The sequence below is a fragment of the Neisseria sp. Ec49-e6-T10 genome, assembly GCF_051132615.1.
GTDB lineage: Bacteria > Pseudomonadota > Gammaproteobacteria > Burkholderiales > Neisseriaceae.
This window is the reverse complement of sequence record NZ_CP152375.1, coordinates 1,668,415-1,687,006: the sequence shown is the minus strand read 5'-3', so window position 1 is coordinate 1,687,006 and position 18,592 is coordinate 1,668,415. Positions and strand designations below refer to the sequence as shown.

The window sequence follows — 18,592 nt, the reverse complement described above, 5'->3', positions numbered from 1 at the left end:
TATGCAATATGATGACATTAAACCCTAATCTAAATTCATTTGATATGCCTTTGCGTACCTTTTTAGATTTAGCATTCATCACTGATCACCAACAATTTTGCCATCTATATTATCAAGATCACCACTTAGGTTATGTTTTACCCCAGTGGCAACAGCAAGCTTTACAAGATGCACCTCATTTATTTACACAAGAACAAGAACGTCTTGTTTTAAATAATTTACCCATTTTAGAACTAGAAGAAGCATTACAGAAGCTGTGTCACAACTGGTATCAACAAGGTATACTGCCCATTTTTCGCAATGAAAAATTTAATGTTCGCTCACCAGATGGACATATTCTGTTTACATTAGAAAGAGGGGCATTTTTGATTTTTGGCTTAGAAAGCCAAGCCATCCATTTAAATGGTGTGACTCAAAATGCTGAAGAAAACTTATTTTGGATTGGGAAACGTGCAGCTCATAAACCCACCGCACCAAATAAATTGGATAATCTTGTCAGTGGCGGCATTGGTTTTAATGAATCCCCAGAGCAAGCCTTAATCAGAGAAAGTTTTGAAGAAGCAGGTTTACCCTCTGATCTAGCGAAAAAGGCAAAAAGCACAGGACACTTTTTAAGTTTTAGACAAGTTCAATGGGGGTTACATAGAGAACAATTATTTGTATTTGACATTGAACTACCTAGTCATTTTACGCCAACCAATCAAGATGGTGAAGTGGCTCTATTTGAACAATACCCACCATTGGCTCTGGTCAAATTGATACTTGAAGGGCAATTTATGAAAGATGCTGCATTAGTCACACTGGATGCATTAATGCGAATGGGTGCACTTGGTCAAACACCTCAATTAACCACTTGGCTCAATAGAGCCCGTATAAAAAAATAAGCTTCAACCCAAACTTATCCAGCCATACAATTTAAATAAACCATTTTCAGCATGATGTTTCTAAAAAATCACCATGCTGGTCAATTGAACACCATACTCTATTGTCTATTGAGTGCTACGCGTTGTACTGTTTACTTTTTTTACAGGCTTTGCCTCTTTTGTTTTTTGATTGGTATTTTTTACAGCACGTACCTTTGTTTTATGGTCATCATTTATAGTGATGTCATTTTTCAAACCATCATATGTTTTCTCACCTATTCCTTTTACTTTTTGCAAGTCTTTGGTCGATTTAAACGCCCCATTTTGTATACGATATACCACAATAGCCTTTGCTTTTGCAGGACCAACGCCTTTTAAAGTAGAGAGCTCTTCTTCCGTTGCTGAATTAATATTCACAACAGCAAAAGACATACTCATACACAAAAACATCAGCAATCCACCTATTATTTTTTTTAACATACCATTCCCCCTGATTCAAAAAACCATTATTAATATCATGCTCAGCTAAACATAATCTTTCTATTTGACATAATAATCTATTGTACCTGATTATTTTTTATTTGTTTATCATTTAATCTATTTTATGTCAAAAATATAAATAAATTTATGCCACAAATTATCTTTAAACAGCGCCCATCCTCCTCATGTTAAAGCTATGTTCAACCTGTTCTTATATTTGAAAAATCCACCTATATGGGTTGGTTTTCTGGCCATTTAAGTGTACAATCGCCGCCAACTACAACCACACGCCTTTTGGCGTTCAACTCAATGGACCTGCCCAGTTTTATATTGACAGTTTCTTTTTTTATGACATTTTTCTAAGTGCCACTTTAGCGGCCACTTAGGCTAGCTGGAGTTTTTATGAGCGCGCTTGAATCTAATAACCTCAATCGCCAACAAGTTGATATTGGCAAAATACATGAGCTCTCAGAGCCCTTAGTGCCTGTATTTGACGATATTCTGTTAAAAAAAGAGCTGACAGAAGAGCAAAACAACAAACTCAATCAATTACTGCTTATTCTTAAAGAGTTACATCCTGCTGATACAGCCATGGTATTAGAGTCTTTACCCTTACAAGAACGTATTTTGGTTTGGAAACTAGCAGAGCCTGAAGATGATGGCGAAGTCCTACTAGAGGTTTCAGATGCAGTACGTGAAACGCTGATTGAGTCGATGGGTAAAAACGAGCTTTTAGCTGCAGTGGAAGACCTTGACGCAGATGAACTTGCCCATTTAGCCCCCGATTTACCGCGAGAGGTTATTTATGAAACACTTGATAGTTTAAATGAAGAAGAACGTGCCCAAGTCACATCTGCCTTATCTTATCAAGAAGACCAAATTGGTAGCTTAATGGACTATGAACTGGTCAACGTGCGTGCTGATGTTACCTGTGAAGTCGTCTTACGTTATTTGCGTCGTTTTGATGTATTGCCTAGCCATACAGACAAAATTTTTGTCATCGACGAACATCGAATTTTACAAGGTGTTTTACCGATTCGAAAACTATTGGTTTCTGACCCAGACGCTTTAGTATCCGAAACGATGGTACAAGATGTTGTGCGCTTTTATCCAACAGATGATGCAGAAGAAAGTGCTTTAGCATTTGAGCGCTATGATCTTGTCAGTGCACCTGTTATAGACAACCATGGCAAACTGATTGGCCGAATTACCATTGATGAAATGATTGACGTTATCCGCGAAGAATCTGAAATTGATATTTTAAATATGGCGGGTTTAAAAGAAGAAGAAGATCTTTTTGCTCCCGTTATTAACTCTGTTCGTAATCGCTGGGCATGGCTGGCTATTAATTTATGTACAGCCTTTATCGCTAGCCGTGTGATTGGTGTTTTTGAAGGCTCGATTGAAAAAATTGTGGCTTTAGCTGCACTTATGCCAATTGTTGCAGGCATTGGTGGCAACTCTGGCAACCAAACCATCACCATGATTGTTCGTGCTTTAGCCACAGGGCAAATGCAAGCAACACAAGCCAAACGCTTATGGAAAAAAGAAGTAGGTGTCGCAATATTTAATGGCCTTATTTGGGGCAGTGTGATGGGCGTTGTGTCTTGGCTGCTATACAAAAATTGGGCTTTGGGCGCCGTTATGGTCAGCGCCATGACACTCAATCTGGTACTTGCGGCAACACTTGGTGTGCTGATTCCAACAACAATGGCCAAATTGGGTAAAGATCCAGCCTTAGGTTCCAGCGTACTGATTACAGCAGTAACAGATTCGGGTGGGTTTTTCATCTTTTTAGGCTTAGCCAGTATTTTCTTATTATGACACCGAATACACAGACAATAAAAAGCTGGCTTATCCAATCCAAATTACCCAGATTAGAAAGTAAAATGTTACTACAAATGGTAACAGGTTACAGTAAAGCACAATTGATCAGTCATGATCAAGAAGCCTTAAATGCACAGACATTACAAGAATTAAACCATTTATCAGAGCAGCGTCTAAATGGTCTTCCCATGGCTTATATTATCCATCATCGTGAGTTTTTTGGACGTTATTTTAACGTGACACCCAAGGTGTTGATTCCTCGTCCAGAAACAGAGCATCTTATCGAGACTGTATTAGAAAAACTTACTGTCCAAGATAAGCCAACCATTTGGGACTTAGGCACGGGTAGCGGTATTATTGCCATTACCCTCAAATTAGAATGCCCTCAAAGCACTGTTTTTGCCAGCGATTTATCCGAAGAAGCACTGGCTATTGCTCGGCAAAATGCTCAGCAACTTAATGCTGATATCCAATTTTTTCAAGGTTCATGGTTTGAAGCATTTCCCCACTCACAAAGTGCCATTACCTTTGACTTTTTAGTGTCTAACCCACCTTATATTGAAGCAAATGATCCACATTTACTTCAAGGAGATCTCCGTTTTGAACCAGCAATGGCATTAACTGATTTTGGCAATGGCTTATCCGCATTTCAAACATTAGTCCAGCAAGGTAAACAGTATTTGAAACCCCAAGGTTGGCTTATTATGGAACATGGTTTTGAGCAGGCTGAAGCAATTAGAGCACTCTTAACACAATATGGCTATCATCATATAGAAACCAAAAAAGATCTAGCTGGTTTGGATCGCATTTCACTTGGCCAACACTTATAAATTTACATTTATTCTATAAAAAATCCACGACATAAAATTCAGTATATTTTGAATTTAAACACGCTTCTTTTATAGGAAGTTTGACGTTTTATTGTGCATAAATCGTGCAACAAATAGATTTAACACCTTTTATTTTAAGAGATAGCAACCCTTTTCATTAGGTAAGTAAAATGATTGCAAAAAAGAAATGGGCAAAACTTTCAACTCTAAATTAAAATAGAAAAAAGCTGCCAAATTGGCAGCTTTTTATATAAATCTTTAGTGCGCTTTATTTGCTTTCACTTCTTTTTTAAGCGCTTTGTACAACTCAGGCTCTTTAGCTTTAAGTAATTGAGCAATATCGATATCATCACCGCTTACTTTAGCCAAGTTAACATGTTCAACATGTACCAAACGCAATAATTCTCTTACTGCTTTTGGCATACTACGGCCAGATTCATAACGAGAACCACCAGACTGAGTCACACCAATTTGACTCCAGAATTCTTGTTGGTTCAAACCTAATTTTTTACGAATATCACGTGGATTCTCAATTACATCAAAAGACTTAAGATTTTTCATTATAAATTTCCTCAAATGGTATAAATAAAATGTAAACAACTAATTTTTTTACTAATCAAAACATATTGTTGCTTTTTTAAAAGAGCATTAAAACTAAAATAATTAAAGTATCTTATCCCGGTGATTTATGCCCTCCCTGTCTGTGGACTTATTGTTAAAATGTCATACCCTGTTTCTGTAACCAGAACGGTATGCTCCCACTGTGCCGATAAAGAGCGATCTTTAGTGACCACTGTCCACTCATCCGACAAAATACGTAAATGCCGTTTGCCCTGATTAATCATGGGCTCTACAGTAAAAATCATTCCCGCCTCCAAAACCAAACCTGTTCCCTTTTTTCCATAGTGCAAAACTTGTGGCTCTTCATGAAAACCTTCACCAATGCCATGTCCACAAAATTCCTGTACAACAGAATAACCGCTATTTTGCGCCAACTGTTCAATTGCATAACCGATATCACCTAATGTTGCCCCTGGCTTAATCTGTTCAATCCCTCTCATCATACATTCATGAGTGATTTTGCATAAACGTTGGGCTTGTGGTGTTGTTTTACCAATTAAAAACATTCGACTACTGTCACCATGATAGCAATCTTTAATCACAGTCACATCTATGTTTAAAATATCCCCACTTTTTAAAACCTGCATCTCATTCGGTATACCATGGCAAATCACATAATTTACTGAAGTACAAATTGACTTTGGGAAAGGAGGTTCACCATATCCCAATGGAGCTGGAACAGTGTGCTGCTCATCCACCATATAATGATGACACAATGTATTTAGCTCTTCGGTACTGACCCCTTCTTTAACAAAAGGAGTAATATAATCGAGCACTTCGGCAGCTAATCGGCAAGCAATCCTCATTTTGTCAATCTGTTCTGCATTTTTGATTATTATACCCATAATATATAAAATGAATCCAGTTATTTTTAATTTTAATTAAATAATTTTATCTAAAATGGCATCAAAATTTATAAAACAAACACCATATCAGTAAAATTATGTTTCATATTTACAGCATCATCTTTTAAACAATTTAACATATTTCGAATAAATATGTCACCCAGCTCTATTAATTTTTTTAATAAATACGGTTAAATTATTTAAACATTTACTTTTCATATAGCTCACGAAGCGCTTTTCCTGGATCAACCTGTTTCATAAATTGTTCACCAATGAGAAAAGTATGGACGCCATTTGCCTGCATCATTTCCATATCTTCCGTCGTTTTGATACCGCTTTCTGTCACAATGATTTTATTTGGGATATCTGTTTTTAAGGAAAGCGTTGTATTCAAATCAACATCAAATGTCCGCAAATTACGATTATTAATACCAATAAGTTCAGTATTAAGCAAAGAACATTTCTCAAATTCTTCTTTATTATGCACTTCAACTAGCACACTCATGTCTAAACTTTGGGCAATTTTTTCAAAATCAAGCAATTGCTGTTCAGTTAGTGCAGCAGCAATCAGCAAAATCGCATCTGCGCCCCAACTTCTGGCCTGATAAATCTGATATTCATCAACAATAAAATCTTTACGCAATACGGGTAAATCACACGCCTCTCTGGCAGCAATCAGATATTCTGGCGCCCCCATAAAATAGGGTTTGTCGGTTAAAACAGACAAACAAGCGGCACCATTTTGAGCATATAATTTTGCCAATACAGCAGGGTCAAAATCTTCTCGAATAATCCCTTTAGATGGGCTGGCTTTTTTAATTTCAGCAATAATAGCAGGCTTATTAATGGCATGCTTTTGTTTAATAGCCGATAAAAAATCACGTACCTTAGGTGCATGAGTTAATTGGTTTTGTATTGCTTGTAAACTTAAAGATGCTTTTTGCTCTGCGACTTCAAGTTTTTTCGTTTGTAAAATCTTCTCTAAAATATCGGCCATCGTTTTTCCGCTACAATCCAAAAAAATTCAATATCGTTTTAGGTAACCATGTAATCTGTCCTGGGAAAGGTCCCATAACAAACCCCACATGACCTCCTTCTTGAGGTTGGTATAAAACAACATCATCAGAAACTTCATCCGCCCTAGGTAAACTTTGCCATGGAACGAAAGGATCATTTTTTGCATTAATGATCAAACAAGGCTTGCGAATATCTTTTAAAAATGGCTGAGCACTTGCTTTTTGCCAATAATCCATCGCACTACTAAACCCATGCAAGGGGGCGGTCACGGCACCATCAAAATCGCTAAAATTTTTCGCCGCTTGCATTTTTTTTAAATCAAATAGCCCTGGGTGTTGTACCCACTGAGCTCGTGCCTTTGGTTTTAAAGTCAGGAAAAAATCTCTGGTATAAAACAATCGGCTTAAGCCATGAGCCAAGGGTACGCTAGCAGCAACTAAGTCTAAAGGTGCGGATATAATGGCTGCCGCTTCACACAAAGCATTCTCTTTAGCATGAGCCATATATCTCGCTAACATATTACCACCTAAAGAGACACCTGCGGCGTAAATTTTTTTACATTTTTTCGCAAATATGTCTAAAATCCATTCAATTTCCGCATAATCGCCTGCATGATACGCTCTTTTACCCATATTGGGAACGCCACCACAGCCCCTAAAGTGGACAACAACACCGTTTAATCTTCTAAACTTGGCTTCATTCATTAAAGATTTAGCATAATGGCTAGAACTACTGCCCTCAAGCCCATGGAAAAGCACGACCAAAGGGGCTTCTTCTATATAGGGTTCAACATAATCTAAAGCCAATTGGGTTTCTTTATCAGGTGTCTCTAATAAGACACGTTTATACAACGGCAGAGGTGTATTAATTACTCTAGCACCCCAAATAGTTTGGGCATGCCCCCCTAATAACCACATTGGTGCACGATAACAACTATTCGTTTGCATTATCTTGTTGTATATTCATCGCATTTGGTTGCATATGCTGCTTTAACAGCTGAAATAACGCACGAAACGCTTTGGGTGGCTTATTTTGAGCCTGTTCTTTTCTTGTATTTCGAATGAGTGTTCTTAACTCTGTGATGTCAACGTGTGGATACTCATTGATAAATGCAACTAATGCGTCGTCATTTTCAATCAACTGTTGCCTTATATTTTCTAATCGTTGTAAAAAAGCATTATGGGCAACATTATCCCCATCCAGTTTGGCCAAAAAATCTTCTATTGATTCAGTAGAATCTAATTCTCGCATTAAACGGCCAATATATTGAGCTTGTCTTTTTAATGCACTATTAGAAGTAATTTTTTTATACATTAATAATGCTTGCAACAAATCATCTGACAAACCAATTTTTTTTAGTGTATCATCAGATAGCTTAGTCAAACGCATACCAAGCCCTTGCAAAGAATGCATTTGATTTTTCTTTTGTGTTTTGCTCAACTCATCGTCTTGAGTTGTTTTAGGTACATCATTCATCATATATTGTGCTCATTTATCCAGTTCCCTTCACTAATCATATCGAATAATACCCAAAATTGCATTAAAACCTGACATTTTGTTTCAAAATACGTCACATTTAACGGTACAATAGCCCAAAATTTAGGAATTTACTTGTATGTTTAATTACTCAGAAAAAAATCTACACTCTTTGGCACACTTTGCGCTCGAACAGGCAAAAAAATATGGTGCATCTGATGCAGAAGTTGATATTAGTGAAAGTTTAGGACAATCTGTCAATATACGCCAGCAAAATATTGAACAAATTGAATATCAACAGAGTAAATCCTTTAGCATGACTGTGTACCAAGGTCATAAAAAAGGGTTTGCCAGTTCAACTAGCTTCCTAGAAAATGACATCATCAACACCATTAAAGCCGCTTTAAATATTGCCCAATTCACCCAAGAAGATGAGTTTGCCAGCTTAGCAGACCCAAACCTAATGGCAAAAAATATCAATGACTTATCTTTATTTCACCCTTGGCACTTATCTGTTGAGGATGCGATTGAAATTGCAAAATCATGTGAATCATCTGCTTTAAAAACAGACTCAAGAATCACTAATTCAGAAGGCGCTTCTGTGTCCACAGCATCCCGTCAATTTGTGTATGCAAATAGCAACGGTTTTATGAATGGCTTTCCAACTACTCGTCATAGTATTGCTTGTTCTGTGATTGCTCAAGAAACAGAACAGATGCAAAGAGATTACTGGTTTACTCAAGCCAGAGACAAGCAAGACTTGCTCTCAGAACAACAAGTTGGTATACAAGCGGCACAACGCGCGTTACAACGTTTAAATGCACGCTCGCTTAAAACAGGGCAATACCCTGTTATTTTTGAAGCTACCGTTGCCAAAACCATTTTGGGCCACGTAATCAGTGCCATCAGTGGGGGCAGTTTATATCGTCAATCAAGCTTTTTATTAGACAGCTTAGGCAAACAAAAATTATCTTCTTGCGTTAATTTATATGAAAACCCACATATACCCAAAGCCTTAGCCAGTAGTTTTTTTGATGATGAAGGTGTGGCAACACATCCCAGAGCCGTTATTCAAAATGGTATCATTGAAGGATATTTTTTAAGCAGTTATTCTGCCCGAAAATTAGGTATGACAACCACTGGGAACGCTGGGGGAGCCCATAATCTGATTTTATCACACACAACAGATTCTTTAGATACACTATTGACACAAATGGGCACAGGCTTATTGGTCACAGAACTTATTGGACAAGGAGTAAACCTACTGACTGGGGACTATTCTCGTGGTGCCGCTGGGTTCTGGGTAGAAAATGGGCAAATTGCCTATCCAGTTGAAGAAATCACGATTGCAGGTAATTTAAATGAGATGTTAATGGGCATACAAGCCATTGCCAATGATTCACCTATTGGTCAAACCCACAAAGTAGGTTCTATACTGATGGACAAAATGACTGTGGCCGGCAATCAAATTTAGCCTTAATTATATTTACGAGAAAGTTTGACATGAAAAACCTTTTTAAACCAAAAAATGTGTTCTGGCTTGTTACTCTAGGAGCAGTTGTGGCAGCCTCAGCATCTTTTTACATTCAATATGGCCTAGGTGCAAAGCCCTGCCCTCTGTGTATTTTCCAACGTGTTGGGGTGATTTGTGTTGGCTTGGTTTCATTGATATTGGCATTGATCTTTACATTATGCCCACCTAAAAAATCATGGAAGAATATTTTGGCCAATTGTATTGCCAGTATCCCAGCCATACTAGGTGGCTCAGTTTCCATTCAACACCTGTATATTCAAAGCCTACCTCCAGAAGAAGTGCCTGCTTGTGGCCCAGGTTTAAATTTTATGATGGACACAATGCCGTTTACAAAAGTACTCAGTACTGTGCTTTACGGCTCAGGAGAATGCGCAGAAGTACAAACTTTTTTATGGGTACCACTTCCCTTGTGGAGTTTGATTTTCTTTGCAGGTGTTCTGTTATTTATTTGGGGCTGTTGGTTCCGTATTGGTCGAAAATAATGAAATAATAAAAAAGCGGGCAATTGCCCGCTTTTTTATTCTCAACAGTTCCAGCGATTAATCTTCGCCTGCCAAGCTCAACAAAATATGAACCAAACTGGAGAAGATATTATAAATAGAGATAAATAAAGTTAAAGCGGCACTGATGTGACTGGTTTCCCCACCATCAATCACTGCTTTAGTTTGCCACATAATCATAACAGAACTAAAAATAACAAAACCTGCACTAAGGGCTAAAGATACAGCAGGCAGTTGTAAAAACATATTAGCTATGATGCCTATGAGCAAAATCACTGCTCCAACACTTAAAAAGCTGCCCACACTGGCCATATTCATTTTAGTACGTGTTGCCAATACAGACATCGTTAAAAAGATACCCGCGGTCATCGCAGCAGCCAAACCAATAATTTTGGGACCAGTAGGACCAATTGCACTGACCATAGAAATCAAAGATCCCAAAAACGTACCCATTAAAAAGGTAAAAACCATAAGTAGAGCAACACCCACATTACTGTAACGATTTTTGTTAATAGCAAACATTAAACCATAGAACACAGCAAAAAACAGGATCAGCCCCATCCAGCCTTTTGAAAACAGAGCCGCCACCATATGAAAATTTAAAAATAATGGTATAGCCGCACCAAGTGCACAAGGAATAAAAGATAGACCCAATAAGCGATATGTTTTTTGTAAAACGGTTCTTTTACTCACGCCCGTATCTAACTCACGCGTATAGTCATAAACTTGATTATCTTGCACTGATACTCCTCCTAATTGATAAAAATACAAAGTCACCAAATTATAACCATAAAATCAAAAATTTCGACAATTTTTTATGTTTATTTTACAAAAAGTTACCATAAATGCTTAAAATGACTTCTTAAATACCAGTTTGAATAAATGATAAAAAAACAAAGTATTAAGAAAATAAAAAACCACTTAAATAAATTACTGTTATAGTATTCAATGTAGCGACTATTTTGTCTCAACAAATATTGCAACACATTGATTAAAAAACAATGAAGTATGCCTATTAATCATATTCATTCTAATGAAAACACAAAAAGGGATAACATGATCGTTCGAACTTGGCATGGTTGTGTCCCACTTGAACACGCAAGTGCTTTTGCCCAACATTTGCAAAAAACAGGTGTAGAACACGCACAAAGTATTGAAGGTCATCTTCATTCTTTTGTCAGACAAGAAAATCAAGCAAATTTCGCCCATTTCTTCTTGGCAACCTATTGGTCTTCTTTAGAGGCCATTAAACAGTTTGCTGGGGAACAATATTTTATTGCGGTTACTTACCCTGATGACGAGCAATTTGAATTGATTTCTGACCCTTATGTATTTCATCATGAAGTGACCCATCTTATGCCTATTGACGCATAACAAAATAATACAATGAACAGACTCGCCCATAGCAAAAAGGCAATGAGCGTAAGAATAAACCTGTTACGATAAAAACAAATGAGCACCAGATCAGTTTATTTCCTGACTTCTCATTCTCAATATAGTACGTTACTATAGTATGTTTTGTTATTTCACCGCTCCCTATGAATACATCTACTTGTGTACCTGAAGAAACACAAACCAATTTATCGTTATTTATTAAAGGGGCTTTAGCCATTTCCCCCTTATGTATTGCCATATTACCTTGGGGTATTCTTGCTGGCTCTATGGCCATTGAAACGAATTTAACCGCAACGGAAGGAATCGGGTTATCCGTTATTGTATTTGCAGGAGCTACTCAACTTGCTGCAATGGGGATGATTAAAGCTGGAGCAGGCTTATTTACTATTTTGCTTTCGTCCTTCTTTATCTCCTCCCAACACTTTTTATATGGCTTAGCCTTACGTGAACATATGTCACGCTTACCTTTTAAATGGCGATTGATATTGGGTTTTTTATTAACCGATGAACTGTTTGCCATAGTAGGCAATCATTCTGTTGAACGTTTTAATCGTTGGTACGCATTTGGCGCTGGCTTCTTTTTTTATATTGTTTGGATTGTATGTACCATTTTAGGCGTGTTCGCTGCTAAAAAAATTCCGAACTTAGGCAGTTATGGACTAGACTTCTCAATAGCCGCAACATTTATTGCCATTGTGATTCCGGTAGTCAAACATAATACCCCTATGTTGGCCTGCATGATCAGTGCTGTTTTCTTTTCTGTTGTTTTCCACTATTTTGATATTGGTGGCGCCTTAATTTTTTCAGGACTCATTGCCATGTTTATTGGTTTACTCACCTCTAACTATTTGGAGAAGGAGAGACAATCATGATTTGGCTGACTATTTTTTGCATAGGCGCTATTGTATTTTTTAACCGTTATCTTTTTCTGGCGCCCAATTTACCCATTAAGCTTAGTCCTAAAATAAAAAAGCTGCTGACTTTTTCTGTACCTGCCATTTTGATGTCTATTTGTGGCCCCCTTATTTTTTTGGATGAGCGTCAATTTAGGCCATTTCCTGATAATCCTTATTTTATAGCGGGCTTATGTGCCGTTATTTTAGCCTATTTTATCCGCAATATACTTGTTTGTATTATATTAAGTATGTTAATCTTTGTTGTTACAAAAAATTTATTCTTTACCTAGATTTTATTAGAATACATTTTAAATCAGAATAAATAATAGCCGAAGGCATATCTTCGCAAAATCATAAAGGAGCATCACATGAGTAAAACCTATAAAATCGCCGTACTTGTTGGTAGTTTAAGAAAAGACTCTTACAACAGAAAAGTGGCATTAGAGTTGGCTAAACTGGCACCAGCTTCTTTACAACTTGAAATTGTCGAAATTGGCGATTTGCCTTTTTATAATGAAGATTTAGATAATGGTACGCCTCCTCAAGCGTGGCAAACATTCCGCAACAACATTAAAAATGCCGATGGTGTATTATTTTTAACACCAGAATACAATCGCTCTGTACCTGCAGCTTTAAAAAATGCACTAGACGTGGCTTCTCGCCCATATGGGCAAAGTGCTTGGGATGGCAAACCTGCTGCTGTCATCAGTGTTTCTATTGGTGCTATTGGAGGCTTTGGTGCAAATCATCATTTACGTCAATCTTTGGTCTTCCTCAATACACCATGTATGGCACAACCTGAAACCTATATAGGTAATATTGGTAGTGCTTTTGATGACTCTGGCAAATTAAATGAGCGTACGGCACAATTTTTGCAAACCATTATCAATGAATACAGCAAATGGGTTGAAAAAATTCTTGCTTAAACACAGCAATAAAAAACCTCTAAATAATTTTTAGAGGTTTTTTATTGGGTCAAACTTGATGGCCCCGATTCATTTGCTGCCATTGATAAGATGTTGCTTGTAGTGCATCAATTAAATAATCTGCCGCTTTTTTCAATAACACATCACCACACATAAATAAATCAACTGCTGCAAAACCATGCTCTGGCCAAGTATGAATACTGATATGCGATTCACTGAGCAATAACACCCCTGTCACACCCTGATTTTCACCAAAAGAGTGAAAATATGAATTTAAAACTGTCGCGCCAACTAACTGCGCAGCATGCAACAATATTTCTTCAATGACTACTGTATCACATGCCACAACAGGGTTAATACCATACAGATCCAATAAAGCATGCTGCCCAATTAAAGACAATTGACTCTTCATTATTTATGCCAAGAACCAGAAGAGCTAGAATAGCCTTTACTCACACCCCATGCACGAAAAGGCCCTGTTCCAGTTGCAGAATAATTAATAAAGGTAGCCACAGAGATTGCTGCAATACAAAACCATAAATATATATTATTTTCCATTTATAACCTGCTCATGCCGTATATTGATTATTAATCATCATCTTCATTTTCTCGAAATGGTGTCCACAACATCACCCAGACCACCATATTAACAAACAAAAGTATCTCAAAATGATCGAAAACCTCACTGAGTTTGGACATCACTGGCAAATTAATTAAAATAAAAATCACAGATAAAATAATGGCATGTGTTTTTGTAAACCCACCAAAATCAAAATTAATGCCAGAAAACTGATTCAGACTTTTTAATTCTGGCCGACCAAACCATTGAGCCAATTCTTGGCCCGAAACTTTTTGACTTCTACTCCACGTCATTTCATGAGCAGTACGCTCACACGTTAATTTTTCATTACCATAAACATAGTCTGTGATAAAAGTCACATCATCTGGTTGCACATGCCAAGAAAAAGCACCCGCTGCATACATCACTTTTGCGCCATAACAAACCGTTGGCTTTAATGTCTTTTTAAACTGTATTGGCTGTCCTTGTATATTTAAGGCAGGCCAATGATCCAATTGATGAGAAATCTCCCACCCTTCTGTGCTTTCAATTAACCATTGAAACCCTACTTGTGGGTGATACAACAAATACTCATACCATCTGTCTGGTAAAACACGAATGTTTTGATTTGAATTAAATATACCATCGACAGCGGAACGTGCTACATGCTCCTCAAGCTCATGCACACACATTAAACCAATTACAACCCAAGTACGCCCACCAATTTTTGCCCGCTCTCCTAACTTAATGGATGCACTGTCTGCTTGAGCTGCCCGCATATTGTATACTTTAGCTACTTTTGCCTGCCCCTCAGTTAAATCAAGGTCAGAATGACAACTAGGGCAAATCACATTTTGAGCAACACCAGGAAACCACGACAAGGAAGAGCCACAATTTGGGCATTCAAGTGCAGCTCTTGAGCCTTTAAGTTTGCCTGCTGATTCTAAAATAGTGTCGTTAGAACGTAAATTTTGACAATGTAAGTTGCTCAGATCAACTGCTTGCCCAATATACACCAACGGTTTTTCTTCGTTCTCACTATAATCAAGCGTCAGAAAATCTGACTGATAACGAAAATCCGCCGCCAATACTTTTTCGTCTTCTGTGAGCAAAAAAGGCAACTCACCTTGAGCATTGGCTTTAATACTGCGTGCTTCACGCACATCAGAAGCCCTAAACTTCAAGTTGCGATAGGTGACTGTTGTGATGCCTGCTTTAACTTCAGAAAAGGGAAGAAGTTGCGTGTCTGGTAAAGGTTCTGCTAAAAAGGTGAACATAAACTGTCCACCAGAATCGCCTAACCAACCACGAGAACCATTGGCAAACAAAACATACCACTCATTCCAAGAACCCTGATCGTATTCAATTTGTAAGCGACCAATAATTTGAAAAGGTTGGCCTTTAAAGGTACCGCTGGTGTAAAGCTGTATGGGAGAAAAGTCTTCAAATAATGCTGATTTTCGCCCAGAATCAATAGCTCTGTCTTCTGAGCGAATAAGGGAACTATGGCAGTACTCACAGACAACCAATACCGAAGTCGCGGAATAAACAGGTACTTTTGCACCACAGCAAGGACAATCAAGGGAAAAAAGAGCATTCACCATTCTGACTTTCTTATCCCATCATTTGCTTTAAAATGGCTGCTTTGACTTCATCATAGTCCTCTTGCGAAATTAAACCTTTATCCAACATTTCTTTCAATTTTTGCAAACGTACCTCTGGCGCATCAACTGTTGGTTCAACTGGTGCCGCGGGTGCCTGCTCAACAATTTGTGCAGGATTTTGGGCTGTCGCTTGAGTCATGGCATTACTCATCATCTGTCCCATATTGACTCCTGCTGCCAATCCAGCACCAATACCTGCTAAGCCACCTTCATTTTGAGCCGCTAAAGGGATACTTTCAGCAGTTTGATATTGCATAAATCGATTCATATCCCCAACCATACCCATGGAAATACGTTTATCCAATGTTTTTTGTAACTCATCTGGTAAAGAAATATTCTCAACCGCAAAGCTGTCTAAGGCCAAACCATAGCGTTCAAAAGCAGGCCTCATGGCATCTGTAACCGTTTGTGACAACAATAACTGATTGGCGGCCATGTCAATAAAAGGCAATTGTGCATTACCAAACGCATTACTTAATGTTGTCACCACCACATTACGTAACTGCTCTTCTAAAGCATCACACTGATATTCACTGCCCACACCACTGATTTGCGTGAAAAAGGCCTGTGGATTAACGATTCGATAAGCATACATACCAAAGGCACGCAACCGCACCATACCAAACTCTTGATCACGAATGGTGATGGGCTGGCTGGTTCCCCATTTTCTGCCTATTTGCAGTTTGGTATTAAAGAAATATACATCTGATTTAAAAGGGGATTCAAATAATTTATCCCAGTTTTTTAAATAAGTCAAAACGGGCAAAGTGCTGGTGTTCAGTTTATACATACCCGCTTCAAATACATCTGCTACCTTACCCTCATCAACAAACAATGCCATTTGTGATTCACGAACAGTTAAACTGGCACCATTTTGAATCTCGTATCCTTCCATAGGAAAACGCCAAACAAGCACATTTTCTTCTGGCTCTGGCCACTGAATCACATCAATAAACTGCTTCTTAACAAACGAGCCAAATTTTCCTAGTACCATAATTTAAAGATCCTTTTTAATCTGTATCATTTAAGGTTTATATCAAGACAAACATGCTGCATTCAAAATACCGATTGCCAATGAAATAGTACAAAATAAACCACCAACAGCAATATTATTGTCTTCCAATGAAGACAAAGCATGAGGGATGAGTTTAATTAAGGCAAAATAAACCAGTAGTTGTACAACTGCGGCGCATAAACTCCATACCATAAAATTCAAAATACCATCTGCATGCAAAATACTGGAAGCAACAGTCAAACAAAATCCCAATACGGCTCCAGCCAACGATAAAGCACAGGACACACAACCTTCGCGAATCAAACGAATTTCTTTTATAGGGGTTAAATGTAAATAGATAAAAATAAAAGCAGCAACGGTTAAACCACCGGCTCCCATGTATTTTAAATAGGCTAAAAACTGAACTAGGGTAATGCTCAATTCTGATCCTTCCTGATTGTAAGAGTAATGATGATAAATTTGTTCATTTACGGATAATTTTATAACAGAATAAAACATTCTTTACCAAGAATACGGACAAAACCAAAATTCCCCCATCATCTATCAACACAAATACCACACTCATGAATTAATCAAGCATGTGACACTTCGCCTATGCTAACATTAACCACTTTTTTTGCCTTATATCCACCATGTCCAACCGTGTATTGATTATCTCTGTTTTTATTGTTGCTTCTTGTGGTCTGGCTTATGAACTTATTGCCAGTGCACTATCAAGTTATTTACTAGGGGATTCAATTTTACAGTTCTCCTCAATTATTGGCTGTTATCTATTTGCCATGGGCATTGGCTCTCATCTATCCAAATACGTTAAAGATAAAGATGTTTTGGCACGGTTTATTGATATTGAATTATTAGTCGGCTTAATCGGTGGTATTTCTGCTTTATTTTTATTTGTCGTTTTTGCTTGGGCGGCAGCACCATTTCGTACTGTTTTATATGCTCTGGTGTTGATTATTGGCACTTTAGTGGGGATGGAAATTCCACTGGTGATGCGCATATTCCATTTAAAAGAGGCTGATTTTAAAGAACTTGTCAGTAAAGTCCTGACCTTTGATTACCTTGGCGCGTTGGCGGTATCGCTTCTTTTTCCGTTGGTATTAGCACCACAACTGGGCATGTCGCGTACAGCATTGTTGTTTGGCCTATTAAACGCGCTGGTGGCTTTAGTTACCTTACATATTTTTCGTAAAGAACTGACTCGGTTCTATTTACAACAAATTCGAGCCCTTATGGTTATTTTCGCCTTAACCATCGCTTTTTCTTTTTCAAACAAAGTGACCACATGGTCTGAGCAAGCTTTTTTTGGTGATCCGATCACTTATACAGCCAGCACACCATATCAACGTATTGTCCTAACCACATGGAAAGATGATACCCGTTTATTTTTAAATGGGAACTTACAGTTTTCTTCCAGAGACGAACATCGATACCACGAAGCTTTAGTATTGCCAGCCATGCAAGCGGCACCTTTTGCAAAAAACATCTTACTTCTAGGTGCAGGTGACGGATTAGCAGCAAGAGAATTGTTGAAATACCCAAGAGTTGAAAAAATTACGTTGGTTGATCTTGATCCAGCTATGACACAACTATTTCGTACTTCCGCCGCTTTAACTAAGCTCAATGAAAACGCATTAAACAACCCTAAAGTACAGGTCATTAATGCTGACGCAGGTAAATGGTTGGAAGAGGCAACCGAAGTATATGATTTAATCATCATTGATTTACCCGATCCATCTAATTTTGCTTTAGGGAAACTTTATTCTGTTCCCATGTATAGCCAAGTTTCCAGACATTTATCTGAAAACGGCTATGTAGTCGTTCAATCTACGTCTCCTTATTTTGCACCACATGCCTACTGGTGTGTTGTTGAAACATTAAAAGCAGCAGGTTTTTACACTTGGCCATACCATGCTTATGTACCTTCTTTTGGCGAATGGGGATTTGTGTTGGCAAGCAAACATAACCGCTTTAGTCTACCTAAAAAATACGATGTCCCAACACGTTTTTTAAATGAGTACACAACCCAATTAATGTTTGAGTTTCCTCCTGATATGAACCCGCCTAAAGTAGAACCTAATTATTTAAACACACAGTCTTTAGTTCATTATTTTGAACAAGATTGGCAAAATACCATCCGCTGA

Annotated in this window: 22 protein-coding genes; 10 read left to right on the top strand and 12 right to left on the bottom strand. The window is 37.8% G+C overall.

What is annotated here, in order from left to right:
• Nucleotides 1–8 precede the first annotated feature (8 nt).
• Nucleotides 9–884, top strand: coding sequence for an NUDIX hydrolase (locus AADH04_RS08800; protein WP_434776918.1), 876 nt, complete (start codon nt 9–11; stop codon nt 882–884).
• A gap of 105 nt (nt 885–989) precedes the next feature.
• Here the strand turns inward: AADH04_RS08800 and AADH04_RS08795 are convergent, their stop codons facing one another.
• The gene (locus AADH04_RS08795; RefSeq protein ID WP_434776917.1) at nt 990–1,343 is read right to left on the bottom strand and encodes a ComEA family DNA-binding protein; all 354 of its coding nucleotides are present in this window, start codon (nt 1,341–1,343) and stop codon (nt 990–992) included.
• A 402-nt stretch (nt 1,344–1,745) separates the two neighbouring features.
• On the opposite strand from AADH04_RS08795, the gene mgtE reads away from it, so the two are divergent.
• Nucleotides 1,746–3,167, top strand: coding sequence for a magnesium transporter (gene mgtE / locus AADH04_RS08790; protein WP_434776916.1), 1,422 nt, complete (start codon nt 1,746–1,748; stop codon nt 3,165–3,167).
• Nucleotides 3,168–3,232: 65 nt separating this feature from the next.
• Entirely contained in the window at nt 3,233–4,000 is a 768-nt protein-coding gene (prmC, locus tag AADH04_RS08785; RefSeq protein ID WP_434776915.1) for a peptide chain release factor N(5)-glutamine methyltransferase, read from the top strand.
• Nucleotides 4,001–4,258: 258 nt separating this feature from the next.
• Here the strand turns inward: prmC and AADH04_RS08780 are convergent, their stop codons facing one another.
• The 5 genes from AADH04_RS08780 to yjgA all read right to left on the bottom strand — a co-directional run bounded on the left by AADH04_RS08780 (nt 4,259) and on the right by yjgA (nt 7,959).
• Complete coding sequence (locus tag AADH04_RS08780) at nt 4,259–4,561, bottom strand: helix-turn-helix domain-containing protein (RefSeq protein ID WP_434776914.1); 303 nt, start codon at nt 4,559–4,561, stop codon at nt 4,259–4,261.
• Between the two features lie 125 nt (nt 4,562–4,686).
• Nucleotides 4,687–5,469 (bottom strand): type I methionyl aminopeptidase, encoded by a 783-nt coding sequence (map, locus tag AADH04_RS08775; RefSeq protein WP_434779825.1) that lies wholly within the window; start codon nt 5,467–5,469, stop codon nt 4,687–4,689.
• 205 nt (nt 5,470–5,674) lie between these two features.
• The gene (gene trpC, locus AADH04_RS08770) at nt 5,675–6,463 is read right to left on the bottom strand and encodes an indole-3-glycerol phosphate synthase TrpC (RefSeq protein WP_434776913.1); all 789 of its coding nucleotides are present in this window, start codon (nt 6,461–6,463) and stop codon (nt 5,675–5,677) included.
• A 10-nt stretch (nt 6,464–6,473) separates the two neighbouring features.
• Complete coding sequence (locus AADH04_RS08765; protein ID WP_434776912.1) at nt 6,474–7,430, bottom strand: YheT family hydrolase; 957 nt, start codon at nt 7,428–7,430, stop codon at nt 6,474–6,476.
• On the bottom strand, nt 7,417–7,959 hold the full coding sequence (gene yjgA, locus AADH04_RS08760; RefSeq protein ID WP_434779824.1) for a ribosome biogenesis factor YjgA: 543 nt from the start codon (nt 7,957–7,959) through the stop codon (nt 7,417–7,419). The genes AADH04_RS08765 and yjgA overlap by 14 nt, the downstream gene beginning before the upstream one ends.
• Nucleotides 7,960–8,098: 139 nt before the next feature.
• Between yjgA and pmbA the strand changes: the two genes are divergently transcribed.
• Entirely contained in the window at nt 8,099–9,433 is a 1,335-nt protein-coding gene (pmbA, locus tag AADH04_RS08755) for a metalloprotease PmbA (protein WP_434776911.1), read from the top strand.
• Between the two features lie 29 nt (nt 9,434–9,462).
• On the top strand, nt 9,463–9,975 hold the full coding sequence (locus AADH04_RS08750) for a disulfide bond formation protein B (RefSeq protein ID WP_434776910.1): 513 nt from the start codon (nt 9,463–9,465) through the stop codon (nt 9,973–9,975).
• Nucleotides 9,976–10,032: 57 nt separating this feature from the next.
• Here the strand turns inward: AADH04_RS08750 and AADH04_RS08745 are convergent, their stop codons facing one another.
• Complete coding sequence (locus tag AADH04_RS08745; protein WP_434776909.1) at nt 10,033–10,734, bottom strand: Bax inhibitor-1 family protein; 702 nt, start codon at nt 10,732–10,734, stop codon at nt 10,033–10,035.
• A gap of 315 nt (nt 10,735–11,049) precedes the next feature.
• On the opposite strand from AADH04_RS08745, the gene AADH04_RS08740 reads away from it, so the two are divergent.
• From AADH04_RS08740 to AADH04_RS08725, 4 genes are all read left to right on the top strand, one after another.
• Nucleotides 11,050–11,367 (top strand): hypothetical protein, encoded by a 318-nt coding sequence (locus AADH04_RS08740; protein ID WP_434776908.1) that lies wholly within the window; start codon nt 11,050–11,052, stop codon nt 11,365–11,367.
• Nucleotides 11,368–11,531: 164 nt separating this feature from the next.
• Entirely contained in the window at nt 11,532–12,260 is a 729-nt protein-coding gene (locus AADH04_RS08735; RefSeq protein WP_434776907.1) for an AzlC family ABC transporter permease, read from the top strand.
• Nucleotides 12,257–12,574, top strand: coding sequence for an AzlD domain-containing protein (locus AADH04_RS08730; RefSeq protein WP_434776906.1), 318 nt, complete (start codon nt 12,257–12,259; stop codon nt 12,572–12,574). The genes AADH04_RS08735 and AADH04_RS08730 overlap by 4 nt, the downstream gene beginning before the upstream one ends.
• Before the next feature lie 78 nt (nt 12,575–12,652).
• The gene (locus AADH04_RS08725; protein WP_434776905.1) at nt 12,653–13,210 is read left to right on the top strand and encodes an NADPH-dependent FMN reductase; all 558 of its coding nucleotides are present in this window, start codon (nt 12,653–12,655) and stop codon (nt 13,208–13,210) included.
• A 49-nt stretch (nt 13,211–13,259) separates the two neighbouring features.
• Here the strand turns inward: AADH04_RS08725 and speD are convergent, their stop codons facing one another.
• From speD to AADH04_RS08700, 5 genes are read right to left on the bottom strand one after another with little or no spacing between them, the layout of a single operon-like run.
• Nucleotides 13,260–13,622, bottom strand: coding sequence for an adenosylmethionine decarboxylase (gene speD, locus AADH04_RS08720; RefSeq protein ID WP_434776904.1), 363 nt, complete (start codon nt 13,620–13,622; stop codon nt 13,260–13,262).
• On the bottom strand, nt 13,622–13,768 hold the full coding sequence (locus tag AADH04_RS08715) for a hypothetical protein (protein WP_434776903.1): 147 nt from the start codon (nt 13,766–13,768) through the stop codon (nt 13,622–13,624). Before AADH04_RS08715 ends, speD begins: the two co-directional genes overlap by 1 nt.
• A 30-nt stretch (nt 13,769–13,798) precedes the next feature.
• A complete protein-coding gene (locus tag AADH04_RS08710; RefSeq protein ID WP_434776902.1) occupies nt 13,799–15,373 on the bottom strand; it encodes a DUF4178 domain-containing protein in 1,575 nt (524 codons plus the stop codon).
• Between the two features lie 10 nt (nt 15,374–15,383).
• Entirely contained in the window at nt 15,384–16,427 is a 1,044-nt protein-coding gene (locus AADH04_RS08705) for an SPFH domain-containing protein (protein WP_434776901.1), read from the bottom strand.
• Nucleotides 16,428–16,469: 42 nt separating this feature from the next.
• Nucleotides 16,470–16,868 carry a DUF350 domain-containing protein gene (locus tag AADH04_RS08700; protein WP_434776900.1) on the bottom strand — a complete coding sequence of 133 codons (399 nt, stop codon included), beginning with the start codon at nt 16,866–16,868 and terminating at the stop codon, nt 16,470–16,472.
• A 212-nt stretch (nt 16,869–17,080) separates the two neighbouring features.
• Between AADH04_RS08700 and AADH04_RS08695 the strand changes: the two genes are divergently transcribed.
• Entirely contained in the window at nt 17,081–18,592 is a 1,512-nt protein-coding gene (locus AADH04_RS08695; protein WP_434776899.1) for a polyamine aminopropyltransferase, read from the top strand.

Coding starts and splice junctions, on each gene's coding strand:
- AADH04_RS08800 (WP_434776918.1), top strand. CDS start 9: ATGATGACATTAAACCCTAATCTAAATTCATTTGATATGCCTTTGCGT.
- AADH04_RS08795 (WP_434776917.1), bottom strand. CDS start 1,343: ATGTTAAAAAAAATAATAGGTGGATTGCTGATGTTTTTGTGTATGAGT.
- mgtE (WP_434776916.1), top strand. CDS start 1,746: ATGAGCGCGCTTGAATCTAATAACCTCAATCGCCAACAAGTTGATATT.
- prmC (WP_434776915.1), top strand. CDS start 3,233: ATGTTACTACAAATGGTAACAGGTTACAGTAAAGCACAATTGATCAGT.
- AADH04_RS08780 (WP_434776914.1), bottom strand. CDS start 4,561: ATGAAAAATCTTAAGTCTTTTGATGTAATTGAGAATCCACGTGATATT.
- trpC (WP_434776913.1), bottom strand. CDS start 6,463: ATGGCCGATATTTTAGAGAAGATTTTACAAACGAAAAAACTTGAAGTC.
- AADH04_RS08765 (WP_434776912.1), bottom strand. CDS start 7,430: ATGCAAACGAATAGTTGTTATCGTGCACCAATGTGGTTATTAGGGGGG.
- yjgA (WP_434779824.1), bottom strand. CDS start 7,959: ATGAATGATGTACCTAAAACAACTCAAGACGATGAGTTGAGCAAAACA.
- pmbA (WP_434776911.1), top strand. CDS start 8,099: ATGTTTAATTACTCAGAAAAAAATCTACACTCTTTGGCACACTTTGCG.
- AADH04_RS08750 (WP_434776910.1), top strand. CDS start 9,463: ATGAAAAACCTTTTTAAACCAAAAAATGTGTTCTGGCTTGTTACTCTA.
- AADH04_RS08740 (WP_434776908.1), top strand. CDS start 11,050: ATGATCGTTCGAACTTGGCATGGTTGTGTCCCACTTGAACACGCAAGT.
- AADH04_RS08735 (WP_434776907.1), top strand. CDS start 11,532: ATGAATACATCTACTTGTGTACCTGAAGAAACACAAACCAATTTATCG.
- AADH04_RS08730 (WP_434776906.1), top strand. CDS start 12,257: ATGATTTGGCTGACTATTTTTTGCATAGGCGCTATTGTATTTTTTAAC.
- AADH04_RS08725 (WP_434776905.1), top strand. CDS start 12,653: ATGAGTAAAACCTATAAAATCGCCGTACTTGTTGGTAGTTTAAGAAAA.
- speD (WP_434776904.1), bottom strand. CDS start 13,622: ATGAAGAGTCAATTGTCTTTAATTGGGCAGCATGCTTTATTGGATCTG.
- AADH04_RS08715 (WP_434776903.1), bottom strand. CDS start 13,768: ATGGAAAATAATATATATTTATGGTTTTGTATTGCAGCAATCTCTGTG.
- AADH04_RS08710 (WP_434776902.1), bottom strand. CDS start 15,373: ATGGTGAATGCTCTTTTTTCCCTTGATTGTCCTTGCTGTGGTGCAAAA.
- AADH04_RS08705 (WP_434776901.1), bottom strand. CDS start 16,427: ATGGTACTAGGAAAATTTGGCTCGTTTGTTAAGAAGCAGTTTATTGAT.
- AADH04_RS08695 (WP_434776899.1), top strand. CDS start 17,081: ATGTCCAACCGTGTATTGATTATCTCTGTTTTTATTGTTGCTTCTTGT.